Consider the following 19,340-nt stretch of genomic DNA (forward strand, 5'->3'; position numbering starts at 1 on the left):
CAGTCTGCGGATATGTAAGAACAGAGCTTCACATTTTTTTCGAAACAGGGGAAGGCGAGGATTAAGACGAGTCCTTTCTTTAATCTACCTATATAACCCTGTATGATAGAGCTAGATTAGGACGGTAAAGGGGTATACATAATGGCCAAAATAGTAGTCGTAGACGACGATCTTTTCATTTTACAGCTGCTCTCTGAATATTTGCGTAAGGAAGGGTATGACGTAACTTCGTTCTCTAGCGGCCGCACGCTGATCGAGCATGTCCGTGTAGAGCACCCGGATTGCCTGATTCTCGATATTATGATGCCCGGGATTGACGGTCTGGCGCTGCTCACCGAACTACGTACCTTCACCGAACTCCCTATTATTATGATCTCTGCACGCGGCGAAGAGAGTGACCGGATTCAGGGGCTGGAGCTGGGCTGTAGTGACTTCCTGAGTAAGCCGTTCAATCCGCGTGAGCTGGTGGGCCGGGTGAAGTCTATGCTGCGTCTGGCTAGAGCGGGCAATGCTGCTGCGGAGGAGATCTCCCAGGTGGTGACGGCGAAGCAAGTCTGCAAATCCGGGAATGTGGAGATTGATGCGGATTACCGGACAGTGAAGGTGAATACGGAGGATGTGAGTCTGACCTCCCGTGAATTCGATCTCCTGCTCTTCCTGGCCTCTCACCTGGAACGGCCTTTCGGGCGCGAGCATCTGATTCAGCAGGTGTGGGAATATGACTTTTTCGGGGATGTCCGGGTTGTAGATGATGTGGTCAAAAGAATCCGTAAAAAGCTCGCCGAGCACCACTCCACGCTTCTAATTGATACGGTGTGGGGCTTCGGATACCGTGCATCCGTGCGGAAGGTGTAGCCATGCGGACCATTCGCGGTAAAATGTTGTTCTCGCTCTGCATTGCCATGCTCGTCACTGTAGCGATTACGGTGATGCTGTTCGTGCATCTGATCGACGACATCCTGATGAATCAGGTGAAGGCTGAGCTGCATGGACAGGTAGGGAGGGCGCAGAAGCTGCTAAGCGATGGTGACCTCAACAATCTGAACAGCACGCAGTTCAAGTATGTCGTCAAGGGACTGATGATGAACGCGGACTATATGATTCTGGATGCGGATCAGAAGATTATTGACGCCAGCAATGAGAAAGAAGAAGGGAAGCAGCTGCATTACACGCCTACGGGGAAAAATGGAATAGCCCTCCTGCACGGCAGGAAGGTATTATATGCGCAAGAAAAGCTTAGAGGGCTGTCCGATGAAATCTTCATCTATTCGCCGCTATCTTCGCTTAGAGCCTTATACGGCTCACTAATGCGAACTACTTTGCTGTCTATCGGAGTCAGCTTTGTGGTGATTCTTGCGATCGGGTTGTTCGCCGTCTCACGGGTGGTGCGGCCGCTGAACCGGTTGAAGGAAGCCGTTGGGCGATATGAACCTTCCTATGCGCAGGGCAATCCATTTCCGCAGGGAGACCGGACCGAGATCGGGGAGCTGATGACCACCTTCCAGTCCATGTCGGGGCGTATCCAGCAGCATCAGCGCAACCAGCTTGAATTCCTGCAGAATATCTCACATGAGCTAAAAACCCCCCTGATGTCCATCCACGGCTTCGTGTTCGCCATTCAGGATCAGGTGGTCACGCAGGAGGAAGGCCTGGAGGTAATCACCACCCAGTCGCAGCGCTTGATTGATATGGTAGACAAGCTGCTCCAGCTCTCCCGGCTGGAAGCCGTAGACGAGCATTGGCCTGCCGCCACCGTTGACCTGCGAACCATGGCCGAAGAAGCCGCCATGCTGCTCATGCCGGAGGCCAGCCGGCGGGACCTGAAGCTCACCGTGGAAGGGGAGAGCCTGCAGGTTACGATTCCCGGTGAGCAGCTGTTCCGTATCCTGGTCAATCTATTGCAGAATGCGGTTAGGCATACAAAGGATCGGGTGGTTATCCGGGTAGAGCCGGAGGTTCCGGGAGCTGCGTGGGCGGTCCATATTGAAGATAACGGCCCGGGTCTGGCCGAGGAGGAGCGTGAAGCCGTTTTCGGGCGTTTCTATACCGGAGCTAATGGAGTAACTGGCCTCGGGCTAGCCATCTGCCGCCAGATTGCGGCACGGCTGAACGGGGAGCTGACCTATTCCCGCTCGGAGCTGGGCGGGGCGCGGTTTAGTTTTAGAAAGAAGGTTGGGTAATAAGTTGCCGCGTGTGTAAAGTAACAGCAGCAGAATTAGACTAAATAAGTCTTAGACTGCTGCTGTTGTCGTTCAACTAACCTTACCTGTTTGCGTAATGTTTCGTTTGTAAATTATGATACGGTTCACCGCGCTGTCTGTAACGGCAAGTTTTAATTCTTTTCAGGCAGATTGACTTTTATGTTCAAAAGTCTGGTTGTTGTTATCATACCCGCGTTTTCCAAAGTTCTTTTGGAAGCCTCGTTATAATACCAGCATCCGCAAATCGGCGAAAGGTCATGGCTATAACACCATTTTTTTAATTTAAGAATAATACTTTTTCCAATTCCTTGCTTGCGATACGCCTCGTTTGTAAACATGCCAATACTCGCCAGGCCATGAAGCATTTTGCTCTTTTCCAAAACCCCAATTCCCAGTAGGGCAGCGCCCCGGTAATACGTAAAGAGTTCCCCGTTAACTATCCTTTTTTCATATTGATCAAGGAATTCCCCGCACATAAGTTGAATGGGGAGGAGTTCGTCCAGTGTTGCCGGAGCAAAAACGTCGCTTTTATAAGATTCATTTTCCGGAATTTTTAGCTGGCTATCCTGAAAGAAGTAAGCCTGTTTGGTGAGTTGAAAGTCTTTATCCAAAGCCAAACTAAGAAACAACTCATCACAAGTGGGAACAAAGAGAGACTTCACCCTATACTGTTCAATCACTTGGCTGAATAACGTTTGGGCATCCTTAACATATGAGGGCTGAATGTAAAATTGCGTAAGCAGTTGGCCATCATGAATCGCAAAATAGCCAATCTCTCTTATTTCATCACAGATTACGTAAAAATCAGATGCAAGAATGTGTTCCTCCAAAAAAGAGTCAAATGGCGAGGATAAGGTATGAGTATAATCATGGATGAGATGCTGTACTTCGTGCAGCGGGCACACTGTAAATATCACGTTAATCACCTTCTCGAAAATTGATCGAGCTTTCTTCATTTTAGTTCCTTTTCGTTGGGTAACAGCATTATTTTCATCGGCACTCTTCATACCAACCATCTTCAAGATTTTGAATAGTATCCAATAAAAGATCTGAAAATGTTGGAGCTATAAAATAAACAAAATCAGGGTCATGTACATAAAAGATAACTTGCCCAACTGTACCATGTTCTGTTGGGTCAAAGTCTAACATTAAATACATTGCCCCACCTACAACCTGCGCAAAAGGAAACCAACGCTTGTTAAATAAATAGGGCTTAATACGAGAATCTAGCTTACTAATTTCCTCATCGCTGTAATATTCGCTCATTAAATTATCGCGATCGCAGAAAAACTTTTTCGTGTCTCTAATATCATCTAAGGAAAGCAAGGTGAATGGAATAACACTATCTCCATATGAAGTATATAAAAGATTAAGCGGATAACCGCTGCCATCCTTAATTGCATAAAACTCCTTAAAATCTGTTGGTAATAAAATGTTAAAATCTCTTTCAAAGTCGTCAATCTGTTTATCCATTACTCCAGTAATCTTCTTGTAATCTTCAAAGTACTCAATGTCTTCATCCACAACTTTTTCAGCTAATAAATCCTCTATTTTTGTGTATAATTCATCGATTTGAGAAATCTTACTCACCTCCAAATAGATTACACCTTAGAATACTAATCGCCGGGCATGTGCCAACCCGTTTCCTCATCCCAAATAACATCCGTATCATCTAGATGCACATGCCAATCCCCATTAGAAATACTTCTTCTAATATCCGTCAAACAGGTCAACCAATAAAACAGCGCATGCAATGTATCTTCAAAATTGTCTGATAGGGGCAGCTTTGTTGCACCTGCAAAGATTACTGTTGGTTCCTCCTGATCATAGTCATAAACAGAAAATGTTTCTCCAATATCCTTCATCTCAAAATCCACATTATATTTATCAATGATGGCCGTGATCTCTTGTTTCTCGCTGTTGGTAAGGTTATGATTTCTCGTACAAGTGTAATAAACAGAAATCCCCATGCTACATTCCTCCACTATAAAAAATAATCACTCAAGAACTTATATTCTCTTTATTATGCCATATTAATCCAATACAAGTAAATTCTCATTGCATTAAATAGCCCACTCTATCAAGTAGATTCCATTCGCAATAACATCAAGAGATCCTCGCAGATTCCAGGTGTCGTGAATACAACCTCTTCACCATAAAGTTCTACAGGGATGTTATCTGGCACCGCTTGTACATGGCAAGTCAATGCTCCCGCCTCCCGTGCAATCAAACCAGCAGCGGCTACGTCCCACGGTGAGAGACTTTCTGTATGAGCATCTAACTTTCCGGAAGCCACATAACATATGTCTATTGTTGGAGCGGCGAAACGCCTAATGTCACGACAGTTTTTTCTGAGCCGGTTCACTCTTTCAATTGCTGGCTGAACTTGAGCTGGATCATGCGGGAAACCTGTACCAATGACAGCATCTAGTAGTGAAGTGCATTCACGAATTCTTAAAAGCTCACCATTGCAATAGGAGCCTTCTCCTTTAATTCCTATATAGGTACTATTCAAATCGGGTGCATACACGGCTCCTGCCAGTACTACTCCATCAAGGGCAAAAGCCAATGATATGCCGTAATGCGGCAGGTTCCGGGCAAAATTAACGGTTCCATCTAAAGGGTCAACCACCCAAACCGGACCGTCAAAATTGAACTTATCCCAGTTATGCACTCCATCTTCTTCCGAAAGAATTCGATGACCTTGAAATGTCCCCTTTATGGCTTCTTGAATGACTCTTTCCGATAGCAGATCAGCTGATGTTACGAGCTCACCTGCATTCTTGTAATTCACTTCAATTTTTTCACGGCTGCGCAAATCGGAAATTCTGTCACCTGCTTTGGTTACGGTCTGTTCTGCAAACAACGCTAATTCTCGAAGGTCGAACTTCATTTCGTTCCCATTCCTTCTTATAGTGCGTATTCTTATTTTCAGACATAGATCATATTCTTCACCCGGTATCACATCCCTTCATTTCATTTTATTACTGTTTAGAATTAACACTACTCCAGATAAGTTTTGGGCTTTCGGCTGCTGGTATTCTAATCGGAAAGGGCAGTACAAAAATAAAAACAAGTTCATGTGCTTCTTAGCATGAACTTGTTTAGGTTGCGGATTATTCTTTTTTTGTAGGATAACGCTTAGGGCTATCAGTCTGCCCCAAGATATAATCGATACTAACATTGTGGAAAGTAGCCAGTGTAATCAAAACTGCGCTAGGAACATCCAAATTCCCATTCTCGTATCGGGAATAAGTGGCTTGTGTAATTTTAAAAAGTTCAGCCATTTGTTGTTGTGTCAGATCTTTGTCTTCGCGTAACCCGCGGATTCTTTCGTACATTGCTCATCACCCAAGCCAAGTTTACGTTATGCGTAAGTAGCATATTGTTATTTATGCGGTTTTCGCATTGAATTAATTCATGTTAGGAGGAAAGTCCACAGAAGGAGGTCTGATGATCATTATTTTGGAGGATTTGTATTATGGGAGTTTGCGTCCCAACGAGCGGATGAAGCCAAAAGATCCTGAATCTCGAAGGATTAATCAGCAGATTATTGATTCATTAGAGATGCTTAAAGAGAGACTACCCGAAGGGGATTTTGATCAGGTCGAGGAACTGATGGAGCTACAAAGTGAGTCTTGCTCGCTGCATTCAGCATTATCTTTTGTCCAAGGGTACAAAATAGGTGCTTAATGATGATTGAGGTGTTTGGTGGGTAGAGGGAGTCTAATCACTAAGACATAAATTAGCATTGAAGGAACCGGGGCATAGGGAGCTTCGGTTTTTTTATTGGGAAATATTAAGTTGAAATAATATTCGGCAATTAGAGAAATAGTTTGAACATTCTATTATATAATCTTTCACGAACTAACGCTCGGCATATGGTTTATTATGGTATTACAAGGTTTTACGTGTTATAATTACTCGACAATTATAGACAATTATAGACAATTATAGACAATCAAAGACAATCTTGAACAAGCATAGACAACTTCTTGTTGTGACAGGTTTCAAAACTATCATTTTAAGACAGTCAGAACAGACAGACTCTGCATTCGATTTCTTCTAATATGTATATATTAGGAGGTGGGGGATGTGGATAAAGAAGAAAAGGATAAGGAGGAAAAAGACATGGGTACAATTACTGGAGGTCAGTCAAAAGTGAATAAAACACCCGAAGGTATTAGTAAGTCTTTCCTTAAAACCGCTAAAAAATTGCCCAGAAAAGACGGAAAGATAGTATTGGATCGAAATAATCCTGAGCATGTATCATGGGCAGAGGGGTATAGAAAGAAATAATGCTTATACTACCTAAAGACATATACGAAATATATCGCGAATACGAACAAGATCCAACCGATGAATGTTTAGACCGAATCTTGTCGTATTCGTTGATGAAGATGATGTATACTGTTTGCCTATTACAGGCTCATCTCCGGATGATCCACCAAGACATAAGGGGGATTACTGGAAGGTGGGAATTGAAGAATGGAGAGAGATCCCTCTAAAGAAGAAATCCTGGATAATTATCAATCAAGCTAAAATTGTTGATAGAGAAGACATAGAAAATGCTAAATACATAGGTCCATTACAAGAAGACGATTGGATTAAAGTTATTGAGAAAACAGAAGAGTATGAGAAGTATTTGGAACAAATCAGAAATGCTCGCAGTGTTCGCTCTAAAAATAATCGCACTACGAATATTTAAAACCACTCTCTGATAAAGCTATTCATGAGGAGGCCTACAAGATGAAACTAGGAGCAACCTTATACATCAAAAATACCATTGAAGCTGTAGCATTTTATTCAGAAGCCTTCGGACTTACCTTGGGCTACCATGAGAAATTCCCGGATGGCACATTTATGCATGCGTCTTTACTTAGAGACGGACAAGAAATATTTGCTGTCAGCGAATCACACAATGATAACTTGGTTAGAATTATGCTCTCATCATCATTAGAGGGATTACGCCCAACGATGAGTTATGGGATTAATTTTGAGCGTGAAGAAGAAGTGAAGAGAGCTTATGAAATGCTAGCGAAGAGCGGTACGGTGTTATTTCCGTTAGGCTCCCTTCCATGGAGCTCCTGCTGTGCAGAAGTCGTAGATAAGTATGGTGTGTACTGGTATATCGCTGTATAGATCTAGCCTTCAAGCTCCCTCTGCTCAATGAAGCTCACCGTATTTCCATCCGGATCAAGGAACCAGAACGAATAGGCACCCCACGGTCTACGCTCAGGTGGAGAGGTAATCCCGATACCGGGGATGGCTTGCTTTAGTCGAGCATATTCAGCCAAGACATCATGGACGTAGAACATTAGAGACATATTCTTGTCATTGACTACGTTCACTTGGCCCGGATTATAGACCGCAAGCTGAGCACTGTCAAATCCGTAATGCTGTCCTTCAGCAACATTTTGGATGAAATGGGTTACGCTCATTATCCTAACGGGCCAGTTCTGTCCATGTCTCGTTCAACCACTGAGCAAACTTTTCTTTCTCTTCGAAATGCGGATAATGCGCCGATTCTTGGAACACTACAAATTCCTTTTGTGGTGCTTTCAGTTCATCCAGATATTTACGTGCCTCGTTCACCGAAGTTAATTGGTCATATTTCCCCATCACAAAATAGACAGGGATCTGAATAGTATCCACCAGTTCCGTGAGATCACGATGTGTTACTTCTGTCATAAGTATAGGTTCTGAAACCGAGATGCCTCTGAAAAAGCGGACGGCATCCAGTAAATTATATTCCGTCCCCCAAACCAAGCCTTTAAACAAATCCGCCTTATCGTCAATCTGCCTTACTGATCCTCCATATTTTCTAATGGTGTCACGGGGAGTGATCGAGTCTCCAGTCGTAATTGGCTCTCTCAATAGTTCCAGATTTTCCGCCTCAGTATTATTGCCGGCAAGCCTCGCTTGATCAATTGCAAACTTCAAACTCTCCAACTCGCTATTAACCCAATTCCCCATCTGCCCGATTCCAATGTAGGCATTGAACTTGTCAGGCGCCTTGTTTGCAGCCTGCGCCGCAATGTATGTTCCAAAGGAGTGACCGATCAGCAATACTTTCTTCTGCCCAAATTCCTTCTCAATATAATCCGTAAGAGCCAGCAGATCATTCACTAACGTATCAGATGATAGATTTGAATAATCCGCTGAGAAAAGATAAGATTTCCCGCTGCCCCTCTGGTCATACTGAACAACAGTGAAATTCTGCTCTAGTACATCCTGGTATTTCCTCACATACGGAGTCTCTGGTACCCCAGGCCCACCATGCACGAAAATCACTAGCGGATTTCTCCGATCCCTTCCCCGGATCATTACCTCCTGCCTCGTACCATTAATCTCAATCTGCTGTAAAGTACTTACACTGTTATTTCCATTAATGCTAGGAGTCCATGTTGGAAAAACCAGCCCCACTCCAACAAGCGCCACCATCAGAAGTAGACACAACATGAACACCCGCAAGGCTATCTTTACTTTTGATCTCTTCTTCTTCACTTTCGTACTCCTATCTACACTTATTTCAATTGTTTGTGTCATTCGATCTCATAAAACCGTTTCGCTATATTCGTCGCGTTCGTGTGCCAATCAATTGCACCATCAATATGTATTACAGGACACGTTAGAGTTTCCGCCCATTGTTCAATTCTTGACAGCGAACGCGAAGCCACGAAATCTGTAAATTTCAAATGTTGCTCGTACATATCACCGCCTTTGCGGATACGTTCTCCATGTTCGCTATACGCTCGTTGCTCTACACGTTCCATACGCAGTTCAATTGGTGCTGAGATAAATACAGCGAGGTCGTAATACTTAGGAATTGTGTCGCCAAAATCACCCGTGACAGCGGTGAGGACAAACGAACGATATTTCTCAATGTCGGAAAGTATTAAACTCAAACAGTCCTCATAAGGACGGACTACGGTATATGGAATTACTGATTTTTTAAAGTGGTAATCCTCGTGATCCATATGCTTAGAGTTCAATATGTGCGCCAGTTCACGTCCAAGTGTAGTCTTTCCGCTTCCATTTGCCCCGAACAAAATTATTCCATGAGTTTTATTCATTTTGCTGCCCTCCAACGCTAATCTAGTACTTTAGTTATAGGTGCGTTAATGATGATTGAGGTTTTTGGTGGGAGAGAAGTTAACTAAAATAAAAAGGAGGTCCACAGAATTAAACTAGGAGCAACCTTATACATTAAGGATACCATTGAAGCTGTAGCATTTTATTCAGAAGCCTTTGGTCTTACCCTGGGGTACCATGAGAAATTCCCGGATGGCACATTTATGCATGCGTCTTCACTTAGAGACGGACAAGAAATATTTGCTGTCAGCGAATCACACAATGAAACCTTGGTTAATCTCATGCGCTCATCATCATTAGAGGGATCACGCCCAACTATGAATTATGGGATTAGCTTTGAGCGTGAAGAAGAAGTGAAAAAGGCATACGAAATGCTAGCGAAGGGCGGCACGGCGCTGTTTCCGTTAGGCGCCCTTCCATGGAGTTCCTGCTGTGCTGAAGTTGTCGATAAGTACGGCGTGTACTGGTATATTACAGTAGATCCTTCTTCTCAATGAAGCTTACCGTATTGCCATCGGGATCAAGGAACCAGAAAGAATAAGCGCCCCACGGTCTGCGTTCAGGTGGAGAGGTAATCCCGATGCCGGGGATGGCTTGCCTTAGACGGTCATATTCAGCCAAGACATCATGGACATAGAACATTAGAGACATATTTTTGTCATTGACCACGTTCACTTGGCCCGGATTGTAGACTGCAAGCTGAGCGCTGTCGAATCCGTAATGCTGTCCTTCAACAACTGGAGACTCCTTGAGCACGATTTTATAAAAAGCAGCCAGGCGCGGCGCATTGTCAGTGAGGATACAGACACCACAAAGTTTCATATGTATACCTTCTTCCTTATTTTGGACGACATAGGTTACGCTCATTATCCCAAATCCTGTTAAGCATCACAAGTTATTCATGCGTTGCTCTTACTAATAACATAGTTACAGCAAATAACCGGGGGATAGTCAACTTCGGTTCTTTGTTGTTGAAATCACTAATCGTGCAGGGAAGGGCTGCTGCAAGCCGTCATACTAGATAAGTGTAAATTGATCCAGATGACCCAACTTGAAGGAGCATAACGATGAAGAGAACAACACGGAGAAAAGAAATACTGCTGAAAGGCATAGCGGTGCTGCTGATTGTGATCCTTGCTACGGCTGCATGTTGGCATGAGATTGGAACTCTTTTGGCCTCAGGGAAGGTTGACAATGAGTCCGTTATGGTGCAGAGCATCATGGACAAGACAGCGACTCCAGGTATAGCGATTCTATCCACCAGTCACGGTAAGACCGAATTCAAAACCTACGGCAATGCTGATAAGGAGCAGAGAAGGCCGGTTACGGCGGAGTCACTTTTTGAGCTAGGCTCAACGACTAAGGCATTCACGGCTCTGGCTGTGAGTATGCTGCAAAATCAAGGGGACTTGGCTTATACCGATGATGTCTCGCAATATCTGCCAGAGTTTTCTCCGGCCTACAAGGGGGAGAAGGTTGAGATCACGATTAACCAGCTACTCGCACATACCAGCGGAATTCCGTCCTGGAGCATCCGCCTGATCCCTGAAGGTTCAGGTAAAGAGCAGCTTGCAGCGACCATACATACGATGTCCAGTCTAGCGCTGGATACCCAGCCGGGCAGTGCCTATCAGTACGCAACAGTGAATTACGATATTCTGGCAGCGATTATTGAACAAGTTACAGGGATGAGCTATCAGGATTATGTGACGGAGCACATTTTGAAGCCGCTGGGGATGAACGACAGTTATTTCTCGACAGGACAGGAACGGAAGCCGGAGCAGCTTGCGCAGGGGTATCGGGTGTTTTTTGGCAAAAGCATGGCTTACGATGCCCCTAGATACTACGGAAATATAGCCGCAGGTTATCTGGTGACGAGTCTGAACGATTTACAGCACTGGGTCAACGCCCAGATGGGAAGCAGCGCGATCCCGGATGATCTGCAGAAGGCCATTCAGCAATCGCATGAGCCTGACCTCCGAACAGCGGGACATGAAAGTGAAGACTTACTCTATGCCTTCGGCTGGAGCCAAGACCCGGAGACGCGGGTAATCCGTCATAGCGGCAGCAACCCAAATTATTCTTCCCAGGCGATCATTGATCCAGCGCGGAAGGAGGGGGTGTTCGTACTGGCTAATCTGAACTCTACCGCACCTGCGCTGATTGCCCAGAATATCTATAACCAGATGCAAGGGAAGCCGATGAAGGCCTTCAAGTATGACGACACCTATATCCTAATGGACGGGATAGCTTCGTTGTTAGTTGTGTTCACTGTGATTGGTATTGTGTTTAAGCTCATTCGGTTGGCGGGAGGGAGAAGCACATACACCATGGATGAGAAGGTCATTCGCCATCAAAAGATCAAGGCGCGTATTACGCTTCTAATCAGAGCGCTGTTGCTAATATTTATGCTGGGCTGGCCTTTTTTGGTAAATTACAATTACACTATGATTAGTGTATGGATGTCCTATTCCGTATTGCTGTGGATGGGGCTGGCTTCGCTTAGCTGCGTATTGTCCATGATTCTGGCAGGCAGACATTGGCGTTAATTATAGAGAGGGAGATGATCCTTATTAATCGCTGTACAAAAATAATATTGAGTATGCTTTTATGTTCATTACTTGTGGCACTTACCGCTTGTGATAGTAGTCCTAAGAGTACCGTTACCATTCTTGGCGGAAAAGAAAATATTAAATATGCGACTCTAAATAGTGATCCAAAGGCCTCTTTATCCGGTCAGACAGCTTCACCGTTTTCCTTTGCGTTTGAGGAAGAGAATCCTTCAGACATTCAATATTTGAAAAATGGCGAAGAGATTTCAATTGATTTTGGATCGAATCCGCCTGACACACTTTCCATAAGCGATGGATTACTTGATGCTAATGGAGATTATTTATATACATCCAAATTAATAACCGACGTTCCCTATGTTACAAAGAAAGGCGTGTATAGTTTCAATTTAGAAACGCACATCGCTTCTTCCTTAAGCTCTTACTATGAACAAGATAAAAAGGAATTTAGAGGTTTTATCATCAATGCATTCTGGGAGAAGCAGGAAAAGAAATATGCTTTTGCGATCCAATCAAGCGCTTACTGAAAGGAGCAGATGATGCGGAGGCTCGTTTTTGGCTAAAATAATTGACCGTAGTCTATGTTTTACTAACTTTGATACTATTCTCGATCATATAGTTAATAACTTTATCGCTCACATTAAATTTATCCAATACAGGCAGCCCGCGTTTAACGTTTTCGTGGTGCTCATCAATCTCTTCTTTTAAATCTTGCATTTTAGTTCGTAATGATTCTTTGCCGCCGTAGTCACGGCTTTTGTAATCAGAAGCGCCTAACTTCAGCTCTCTCCAGTGCATATTATCCAGCCAGACGAGCAATAGCCCGCCCACCAAGACTGCATGGGAAGAAAAGGTCCGCTCCACTGAAAGCCCTGCTTCATCAGCCATACCCTTAACTGTCCTGTAAACAGCCCTTAATTTCCTCATATTTGTTTCTTCTTCAATCATAATTGGACCAAATACCTGTAACATCCCAACCTCAAGGACGACCCACTGCGTTCCAAACTTTCGGGCGGTACCTGCTGGGAAGTCCTTGATTTTTTGTCGTACCCTTGAAACACTTATATCCCACTTCTGTGCTGCTTCGGATAATGTCAGGATTGTTTCATCGTTAAGATTGATATCGTTCATACATACACTGCTCCTATTCGTGAGGGAATATGGCTTGTTCTTATTATCAACTGAACTCGCAGGCCAGGCAAGGGAATGGAGACAAAGGAAATTCTGACTTAGGAAATAACAGTCGGATACAAGTTTCAGAACATTTGGAGGAGAAGGCGGGTATCATAAAATATTTAAAACTTTTCGATCTTTATGACGATAATAGAGGAAACATATCCCAAAAGGGAGTGCTTACCTTGAACAAGTTTATATCTGGGTTTATCACAGGCGCGTTATTGTTTGGTGGAGTTTCTGCTTTTGCTGCCTCATCAGGACTTATTGGTCAGAAAGTACAAGGTCTCTTTACAATTGAAAAGGCGGGGGTAAAGGTAGCTGATGCTGTAGTTATTAAAGGTTCAGCTTAGGCTCCTGTACGTGCTGTGGCAACTGCGATAGGAGCGGGGGTGATGGTAGAAGAGAAAAAAATAATTATGGAAGACTCAGTGTCGCAATGGGAGAACACGAAAAAGGAAAGAATGGTTATGCTTGAACAACTTAAAGCTGAACTGAACACACTCCAACAACAACTTTCTGATTTAGATGCTCAAATCAAGGCGCTGCAAAAAAACATACCCTTTGGAGAATATTAAATGAACAAAATTTTAATTATCATCTTTTCGAGTGCTCTTCTATTCGGGGGAGTTCATGGTATTTCTTTAGACAGCCTATCTTCATCAACATCTGTATCAGATAAGGCAGGGTTGAGTGATCGCTTAGAAATGTTACAGATTGAGCGCGATGAAATGGAATCTCAGATTCTAACAACAGAAAGCTTCATTGATAGTTACAAGAAAAATCAGGTGGATAAATGGAAAATTCAAATAGAGAAAAATCCAAACTCTCCCATGGTTCCCCAATGGCAAGAAGCATTTACTGACACTAGTGAATATTTGGAAGAACTTAAAGCTGATCTTGCCGCGCTTCGACAACAACTCATCAAGCTAGATTCACAAATAGAAGCACTCAACCAATAAACCGTAGTACCGGAGTATCCTTAATCAATTACATTATAGTCATAAGAAAGCCTCTCCAATTTTGGAGGGGTTTTTACTCATGCTTGGAATGAGGAAAACAGTTGGTAGTGATAAAGAAACTTGAGTTATCCATTGACCTCACAAGACCGACTGAAGAAATTACTGAAGCTACCATTACAATAATGGAGTTCTTTCCAGGGCGGCAGCTTGGTATTTTGCAGCAGGTTGATCAGAATATCGGCGATATACTGGCCGCGATGCAGCCGAAGGAAGATCAAGGACCTGTAGAAACGGCTAAAGAATCAACTAAAGAATCAACGTAGAAAGAATAAATTATCACAGCGCCGATTTTAGGCGTTTTTATTTTGCCCTTTAATTGTATTTTATGGTTTGGGGGCTACTTATTATTAGGGAGAAATCATAGAGAGGTCGGGGGAGTATGGACGATAAGGAAATAGTATGAAAAGCAAATGGCGTAACTATAGGATGTGGGTGTCCTTGACCGCAGCTGTGCTGCTGGGTGTCCAGACGGTTGGGGTGATCTTCGGGCTACAGTTAGCCCCGGAGAAGTATGACCAGGTTACAGCGGCCATCAATGCCGTTCTGGGCGTGCTGGTTGTTCTGGGGATCGTAAGCAACCCGGAAGTTGGCAAGGGATACATGGATAAGGAGTAGATTTATCTGCCCACTGGCTTCGTCTGGTGGGCAATATTTTTTTGGTTTTTGGTTGTAATTTAGTCATGTAAATAACCTTTTTTAACGGACGAATTTAAGCCATACGGCTTCTGAAGGCGGGCATCCCAAAAGCATCCCAAAAGCATCTATATAATAGCCTTTAGTCTTTGAAGTAGCCTGTATGATTGAAAGTGATTTAGTTAATGAATAATCGTAAATAATGATCCTGTTTGGTCTTTCGCGTACATAATTTAGAATTGGAGGTGAAGAAATGAGCAAACTAGAAAAACTTTTTGTATCCTATTCAGTGCCACGGGTTGTCATTACTCATAAGAAAACCGGCACAAAAGAAATTTTATATGCTGTTAGTTCAAATGGAGATACTGCGATTATAGGTAAAATAGGAGAACAAAGTTCAGATTGGATTAATCACTGCAGGGAAGTATCTAAAATCGAAATAATTAACGAATATTATCTTTGTTAGAAAAAGGGGAAATATGTTACACTTCTTTTGTGAGGGGGGAAAGAGCCATGAAAGCGGATTATATTAATATTGTAAATATAGGTGGTATTAAAAGCCTTAGTATTAAATTTAACGATAGAATTAATTTGATTTGTGGTATGAACGGTGTTGGTAAAAGTACCATCTTAGAATGTATAGTTCATTCGTTTGGTTATGTATATTCAAATAAAATTAAGCGAAATCAAAGGTCTTTAATAGGTGAATGGGTGTTAAGTGTTGATGATCAGGAGATAACATTTAAAACAAAATCTTTTCAACCGTTTGAAACATTGATTGATTTCCAAGCAGCTTTCATTGAAAAAGTCCTAAAAATTATATATGTAAAAGATCAAAGATTTATAGAGTATACCCCAAATGAAGGTATTCGTAAGGATGAGGAACGAACCAAAGAACAACATCAACATCAAGTCATACTGGGAATTCGTCCAGAAACTATTAAAACATGGTTTAGCAACAGGGTCTTATTCGAACCACATGGTAACTTATCTGATGCAGAAATAGAAAATATATCGATAGCAAAAAAAATCTTTTCACTTTTAGATGATTCGGTGGAATATGAAAAAATTGATCATGCTTCTCTAGACTTAATTATCAGTACTTCCAGAGGAAGCATCCACTTCGAATATTTATCTTCTGGCTTTAAGTCTGCATTTTTTGTTTTACTAGGAATCATAAAAGAAATTGAGTTTAATTCTAACCCTAAAATTAGGGTAAGCGAATTTGATGGTATAATTCTAATCGATGAGGCGGATGCACATTTACATCCTCAATGGCAAGGCCCGTTTTTCAAGGCGCTTAAGGAAATATTTATAAGTGCGCAAATTATTATTACTACCCATAGTCCTCATATGATTCAAGTAGCAGATTCGGAAGAATTAATAGTGCTTGGGTTTGATGGACAAGGAGAAGTAAAACAACTAGATACAATTAAATCTGAGTATGGGTTTAAGGGTTGGACTGTTGAAGAAATACTAGAAGATGTTATGGGGTTGACCGAGACAAGATCAGACGATTATTTAAATATAAAAAATAAATTCGAGGATGCCTTAAATTCTGAAGATAAAGAGCTTGCTACAGAACTGTACATTGTCATAGAAAAGATGTTACATCCAAGAAGTCATATGAGGAAAGTTTATCAATTACAGTTAGGTTCACTGGGGTGAAAAAATGATAAAAGTAGAGAGATCAGAACCTCCGGCCAAATTGACAACTGAAAAAGTTAAGGAATTAACTGAGGAGTACATTAAAACAGATAATAATGTTTGGAATCAAGATTACATTAAAAAAGCTTTATTAAATATGAGTAATAATAAGTGCATATTTTGTGAATGTCGCTTGGGAGAAGAAAGTAAATACATAGAAGTTGAGCATTTTCACCCGAAATCAATATATCCTGAAGAGGTAGTGGATTGGGAAAACCTGCTTCCAATTTGTAAAAGGTGTAACGGTCTGAAAAGAAATCATGACACTAAGTCGGTTCCTATTATTAATCCCACTTTGATAAATCCTCGAGATCATCTCATAATTAAAAAATTTCGATTTTTTGGCAAAGATGAATTAGGTAAAAAAACAATAGGCGTTTTAAGTTTAAATGATTCAGATCGTCTTTTCTATCCTAGAGTAAGAATCGGAGAGGCTATTTCTAATATACTCGATAGTCTTGGGAAATGGGTTGATAAGATAAAGTTCGAGAGTTCCATTGAAGACCAAAACGAATTAGTTTGTAAGATGCGTAATCTATTAAAAGCGTGTCAACCAGATGCTGAATACAGTACTATATGTTCGTATGCCTTATTTGAAGATGATAATTATCATGAGACTAAAAAATTTATGCAGCAAGTTGAAATATGGGATGAAGACCTTAGTACACTAGAGGCAAATTGCATTAAATATTCTCTTACAGAATATGGACATCTTAGATCAAATGTTTGTTAGGCTATTAAAGAATGCCTCATCAATATTGATGGGGTATTTCTTTGCGTTCAAGAAAAGTTTCCTCGGGTGGGGATGGTCTAACGTTGATATTCCACTCTTCCAACTCTTCACAAACCTTCATCCCCTTTGATATTTATGCATTAAGCCTACACTAAAAAAAGGCGAACAAACAGTCTGTTTATCGACAGAAATTCACAATACACTTGAATCTGATTGAGTAGCACATATAAAGTCCTGGAGAGCGATACAGACTTCCTAGTTGCAGCCCTGGCGCAGTCTAAGGTATCGTATGGTACCGGGAAGAAGCGGACCCAATCGGCCATCTGGTGGACTATGGTGGCATAGTGGAGGGGTACGCGCCAGAGTCCATTAAGATAGCTGGTGCTCGTTTCATCCGGGAGAGATTGGAATTTAGAGCTTACATAAAATAACCCGCCGGGCTTATGCCTGACGGGTCTCTTTTTGTTTATTGAGCTGTATACTCACTTACTTCAAAGGTTAGGATCTTATCATGTATTACATATTCAGTGCGTTTATTGAATGGGCCTTTGTTGTTGTCGTGCTTGTTAATACCATATCGAACAGATCCATTAGATGAATCATACCAGGTCAAGAAAGCATTAATTTCTGACATAGGAAGGTCGTATTCCTTTTCAGCACCAGTTGTAAGTTCGATGGTCAGTAATGCATGATCCCCATTTGGTATTCCTGGAGTTGGTGTAGCTATTGGGGTCGGCTCCGGCGTAGTACTTGGTGTTGGCACTGTCGGAATCATTGATACATCCGAAAAAGCTCCTACATTAGCCACTCCTCCCATAGTACTATTATATAAGTAAAGACTGCTCAGGAGACTCCCTTCACTAATAGTTACTTTTGCATAATATGGGTATATTGATCCCGTATCATAGCCTACTGAGATGTTTTTAGTTATTTGTAGATTGGTTAGTGTCTTGATCTCAACACCGTCCTTGTCGTAAAAAATAATTTCAGCAATTGTGCCACTATCTCCAACTGGAAACACTTTCTGAATGACGTTACCCATAGTATTTATACTGACATATTTCACTGTATTAGCTTCGGCTGATACAGTGCTAACCAATATTGCAAGCAGTAAAAAGATTGAAAAAACTATTTTTTTCAAATTACACACCTCACCATAATTTTTTTATTGAATTATTTTAGAAGAAATATTATGTATCTGATCAGTTGATAGTTCCGTTTCTCCTTTCATCGTAAAATGTTTATTCAAGTTGCCTGACTATCCTAAGGCAAAAATTGGGATATGTCTAAACATTAAATCTTATATATGGGATATATAGATTGAAGAAATTAAAAGTACATAATTATGGAATATAGACATATAATCATGATTGATTAGAGAACGCTTGTTTGGTTATGATAAAAACAAATGTTCTTGTTTGATTCGGAGGCGATCAATCATGAAGATGAGTATCGACCAAACTATCGAAAATATATATCTGGACAAGGCGGGCAGGATTACACAGCGGAAGATTGAGGTACGTGGGATTTGGGACGGCCGTATCCAGGCCACATGTCTGACCACCGGCGCACCCCGGGTATTCCTGGCCGCCAATATTCTGTCGTGGATTCCGGTACCGGAGCGGCAGTATGCTTGATGATACCCCGCGCAAGCTGCTGTGGATCATCGTCCAGTTTAAATACCATTTTAAACGTATGCCCTCGATCCGGGAGCTGGGGAGGTTAAGCGGACGGCGACCAACGGAGATCATCAGGGGTTTAAAGTTTTAGCTGAGAAAAGTATATAGAGTGGGATGAAGGCAAGCCCATTGAGAAAGTCGCAGTCATTGAGATGTGTACAACTAGATACAGGGCCGCAAGATGGCACACAGGGCGGCAGGCGTGGCGGTAATGCTGATTAATGGCTGTACCATTAAGGGGAAGTATTTATGAGTAAGCTAGATGGTAACGAGCGGTGGAAGACAAAGATGCTCATGACGGAGCATGTGGAAGAGTATGAGCAAGCGGAGCGGGCGGCCACGAGTGACAAAGATGATATTAGAATTGCTATCGCGGCATATCGCGACAAAAATATATGAAATCAACCGTCTCTAATTATATAACACTTGAGGAACTTATGAGGATTTTAAGCACCCAAGAAGAAAAGGAAAGGTTTAGTACGGAATTGTTGAACAAAACGATCCCATGTCTACGGATTTGGAAATCA

Annotated in this window: 30 protein-coding genes; 19 read left to right on the plus strand and 11 right to left on the minus strand. The window is 42.2% G+C overall.

Annotation, left to right across the window (positions count from 1 at the left end; translation table 11 throughout):
- The first annotated feature begins 141 nt into the window (after positions 1-141).
- Positions 142-855, plus strand: coding sequence for a response regulator transcription factor (locus tag C162_RS30165; protein WP_036701110.1), 714 nt, complete (start codon positions 142-144; stop codon positions 853-855).
- Positions 856-857: 2 nt separating this feature from the next.
- Positions 858-2,180, plus strand: coding sequence for a sensor histidine kinase (locus tag C162_RS30170; protein WP_036701112.1), 1,323 nt, complete (start codon positions 858-860; stop codon positions 2,178-2,180).
- A gap of 152 nt (positions 2,181-2,332) precedes the next feature.
- On the opposite strand, the gene C162_RS30175 is transcribed toward C162_RS30170, so the two are convergent.
- The 5 genes from C162_RS30175 to C162_RS30195 all read right to left on the minus strand — a co-directional run bounded on the left by C162_RS30175 (position 2,333) and on the right by C162_RS30195 (position 5,542).
- Positions 2,333-3,208 carry a GNAT family N-acetyltransferase gene (locus tag C162_RS30175; protein WP_156949746.1) on the minus strand — a complete coding sequence of 292 codons (876 nt, stop codon included), beginning with the start codon at positions 3,206-3,208 and terminating at the stop codon, positions 2,333-2,335.
- Positions 3,192-3,791, minus strand: coding sequence for an SMI1/KNR4 family protein (locus C162_RS30180; protein ID WP_235218579.1), 600 nt, complete (start codon positions 3,789-3,791; stop codon positions 3,192-3,194). The genes C162_RS30175 and C162_RS30180 overlap by 17 nt, the downstream gene beginning before the upstream one ends.
- A 26-nt stretch (positions 3,792-3,817) precedes the next feature.
- Positions 3,818-4,171 carry a hypothetical protein gene (locus C162_RS30185; protein WP_036701114.1) on the minus strand — a complete coding sequence of 118 codons (354 nt, stop codon included), beginning with the start codon at positions 4,169-4,171 and terminating at the stop codon, positions 3,818-3,820.
- Positions 4,172-4,281: 110 nt separating this feature from the next.
- Positions 4,282-5,094 (minus strand): inositol monophosphatase family protein, encoded by an 813-nt coding sequence (locus tag C162_RS30190; protein ID WP_036701117.1) that lies wholly within the window; start codon positions 5,092-5,094, stop codon positions 4,282-4,284.
- 223 nt (positions 5,095-5,317) lie between these two features.
- Positions 5,318-5,542, minus strand: a complete 225-nt coding sequence (locus tag C162_RS30195) for a helix-turn-helix domain-containing protein (RefSeq protein ID WP_036701120.1) — start codon at positions 5,540-5,542, stop codon at positions 5,318-5,320.
- Positions 5,543-5,654: 112 nt separating this feature from the next.
- On the opposite strand from C162_RS30195, the gene C162_RS30200 reads away from it, so the two are divergent.
- The 4 genes from C162_RS30200 to C162_RS30215 all read left to right on the plus strand — a co-directional run bounded on the left by C162_RS30200 (position 5,655) and on the right by C162_RS30215 (position 7,343).
- The gene (locus tag C162_RS30200) at positions 5,655-5,894 is read left to right on the plus strand and encodes a DUF6809 family protein (RefSeq protein WP_327196401.1); all 240 of its coding nucleotides are present in this window, start codon (positions 5,655-5,657) and stop codon (positions 5,892-5,894) included.
- A gap of 402 nt (positions 5,895-6,296) precedes the next feature.
- Positions 6,297-6,500: a hypothetical protein gene (locus tag C162_RS30205; protein ID WP_036701122.1), complete on the plus strand. Its 204-nt coding sequence runs from the start codon at positions 6,297-6,299 to the stop codon at positions 6,498-6,500.
- Positions 6,501-6,675: 175 nt separating this feature from the next.
- Positions 6,676-6,909 carry a hypothetical protein gene (locus C162_RS30210; RefSeq protein WP_036701124.1) on the plus strand — a complete coding sequence of 78 codons (234 nt, stop codon included), beginning with the start codon at positions 6,676-6,678 and terminating at the stop codon, positions 6,907-6,909.
- A 41-nt stretch (positions 6,910-6,950) separates the two neighbouring features.
- Positions 6,951-7,343: a VOC family protein gene (locus tag C162_RS30215; protein ID WP_036701126.1), complete on the plus strand. Its 393-nt coding sequence runs from the start codon at positions 6,951-6,953 to the stop codon at positions 7,341-7,343.
- Between the two features lie 2 nt (positions 7,344-7,345).
- On the opposite strand, the gene C162_RS30220 is transcribed toward C162_RS30215, so the two are convergent.
- From C162_RS30220 to C162_RS30230, 3 genes are read right to left on the minus strand one after another with little or no spacing between them, the layout of a single operon-like run.
- Positions 7,346-7,642: a VOC family protein gene (locus C162_RS30220; protein WP_051494047.1), complete on the minus strand. Its 297-nt coding sequence runs from the start codon at positions 7,640-7,642 to the stop codon at positions 7,346-7,348.
- Between the two features lie 4 nt (positions 7,643-7,646).
- The gene (locus C162_RS30225; RefSeq protein ID WP_235218577.1) at positions 7,647-8,708 is read right to left on the minus strand and encodes an alpha/beta fold hydrolase; all 1,062 of its coding nucleotides are present in this window, start codon (positions 8,706-8,708) and stop codon (positions 7,647-7,649) included.
- A 38-nt stretch (positions 8,709-8,746) separates the two neighbouring features.
- Positions 8,747-9,277: an AAA family ATPase gene (locus C162_RS30230; protein ID WP_036701128.1), complete on the minus strand. Its 531-nt coding sequence runs from the start codon at positions 9,275-9,277 to the stop codon at positions 8,747-8,749.
- 132 nt (positions 9,278-9,409) lie between these two features.
- Here C162_RS30230 and C162_RS35705 point away from each other — a divergent pair, with 132 nt between their 5' ends.
- Positions 9,410-9,793, plus strand: coding sequence for a VOC family protein (locus C162_RS35705; protein WP_327196402.1), 384 nt, complete (start codon positions 9,410-9,412; stop codon positions 9,791-9,793).
- Here the strand turns inward: C162_RS35705 and C162_RS34785 are convergent.
- On the minus strand, positions 9,768-10,118 hold the full coding sequence (locus C162_RS34785) for a VOC family protein (RefSeq protein WP_051494048.1): 351 nt from the start codon (positions 10,116-10,118) through the stop codon (positions 9,768-9,770). The genes C162_RS35705 and C162_RS34785 overlap by 26 nt on opposite strands.
- A gap of 245 nt (positions 10,119-10,363) precedes the next feature.
- Between C162_RS34785 and C162_RS30240 the strand changes: the two genes are divergently transcribed.
- Together C162_RS30240 and C162_RS30245 are read left to right on the plus strand one after the other, a co-directional pair.
- Positions 10,364-11,845 (plus strand): serine hydrolase domain-containing protein, encoded by a 1,482-nt coding sequence (locus C162_RS30240; protein WP_051494049.1) that lies wholly within the window; start codon positions 10,364-10,366, stop codon positions 11,843-11,845.
- Positions 11,836-12,393: a hypothetical protein gene (locus C162_RS30245; protein WP_036701130.1), complete on the plus strand. Its 558-nt coding sequence runs from the start codon at positions 11,836-11,838 to the stop codon at positions 12,391-12,393. The genes C162_RS30240 and C162_RS30245 overlap by 10 nt, the downstream gene beginning before the upstream one ends.
- 52 nt (positions 12,394-12,445) lie before the next feature.
- Here C162_RS30245 and C162_RS30250 read toward each other — a convergent pair whose 3' ends face one another.
- Positions 12,446-12,997: a helix-turn-helix domain-containing protein gene (locus C162_RS30250; RefSeq protein ID WP_036701133.1), complete on the minus strand. Its 552-nt coding sequence runs from the start codon at positions 12,995-12,997 to the stop codon at positions 12,446-12,448.
- A 29-nt stretch (positions 12,998-13,026) separates the two neighbouring features.
- Between C162_RS30250 and C162_RS30255 the strand changes: the two genes are divergently transcribed.
- From C162_RS30255 to C162_RS30290, 8 genes are all read left to right on the plus strand, one after another.
- The gene (locus C162_RS30255) at positions 13,027-13,392 is read left to right on the plus strand and encodes a hypothetical protein (protein WP_036701135.1); all 366 of its coding nucleotides are present in this window, start codon (positions 13,027-13,029) and stop codon (positions 13,390-13,392) included.
- Between the two features lie 42 nt (positions 13,393-13,434).
- The gene (locus tag C162_RS30260) at positions 13,435-13,617 is read left to right on the plus strand and encodes a hypothetical protein (protein WP_036701136.1); all 183 of its coding nucleotides are present in this window, start codon (positions 13,435-13,437) and stop codon (positions 13,615-13,617) included.
- Positions 13,618-14,001, plus strand: a complete 384-nt coding sequence (locus C162_RS30265; RefSeq protein ID WP_036701138.1) for a hypothetical protein — start codon at positions 13,618-13,620, stop codon at positions 13,999-14,001. It begins immediately after the preceding gene.
- A gap of 107 nt (positions 14,002-14,108) precedes the next feature.
- Positions 14,109-14,324 (plus strand): hypothetical protein, encoded by a 216-nt coding sequence (locus C162_RS30270; protein WP_156949747.1) that lies wholly within the window; start codon positions 14,109-14,111, stop codon positions 14,322-14,324.
- 136 nt (positions 14,325-14,460) lie between these two features.
- A complete protein-coding gene (locus C162_RS30275; RefSeq protein ID WP_036701143.1) occupies positions 14,461-14,676 on the plus strand; it encodes a phage holin in 216 nt (71 codons plus the stop codon).
- 271 nt (positions 14,677-14,947) lie between these two features.
- Positions 14,948-15,160: a hypothetical protein gene (locus tag C162_RS30280; protein WP_036701144.1), complete on the plus strand. Its 213-nt coding sequence runs from the start codon at positions 14,948-14,950 to the stop codon at positions 15,158-15,160.
- A 47-nt stretch (positions 15,161-15,207) separates the two neighbouring features.
- Positions 15,208-16,362 (plus strand): AAA family ATPase, encoded by a 1,155-nt coding sequence (locus tag C162_RS30285; protein ID WP_036701146.1) that lies wholly within the window; start codon positions 15,208-15,210, stop codon positions 16,360-16,362.
- 4 nt (positions 16,363-16,366) lie between these two features.
- Complete coding sequence (locus tag C162_RS30290) at positions 16,367-17,134, plus strand: HNH endonuclease (RefSeq protein WP_036701148.1); 768 nt, start codon at positions 16,367-16,369, stop codon at positions 17,132-17,134.
- 466 nt (positions 17,135-17,600) lie between these two features.
- Here C162_RS30290 and C162_RS34790 read toward each other — a convergent pair whose 3' ends face one another.
- Positions 17,601-18,275 (minus strand): hypothetical protein, encoded by a 675-nt coding sequence (locus C162_RS34790; RefSeq protein ID WP_051494050.1) that lies wholly within the window; start codon positions 18,273-18,275, stop codon positions 17,601-17,603.
- Between the two features lie 298 nt (positions 18,276-18,573).
- Between C162_RS34790 and C162_RS30300 the strand changes: the two genes are divergently transcribed.
- Both C162_RS30300 and C162_RS36260 read left to right on the plus strand, forming a co-directional pair.
- Positions 18,574-18,771, plus strand: a complete 198-nt coding sequence (locus tag C162_RS30300; RefSeq protein ID WP_200869251.1) for a hypothetical protein — start codon at positions 18,574-18,576, stop codon at positions 18,769-18,771.
- Positions 18,772-19,062: 291 nt separating this feature from the next.
- On the plus strand, positions 19,063-19,212 hold the full coding sequence (locus C162_RS36260; protein ID WP_156949748.1) for a hypothetical protein: 150 nt from the start codon (positions 19,063-19,065) through the stop codon (positions 19,210-19,212).
- Positions 19,213-19,340 lie beyond the last annotated feature (128 nt).

Origin of the sequence: Paenibacillus sp. FSL R7-269 (genome assembly GCF_000517865.1) — a bacterium.
In the GTDB taxonomy this organism is placed as follows: domain Bacteria; phylum Bacillota; class Bacilli; order Paenibacillales; family Paenibacillaceae; genus Paenibacillus_AQ.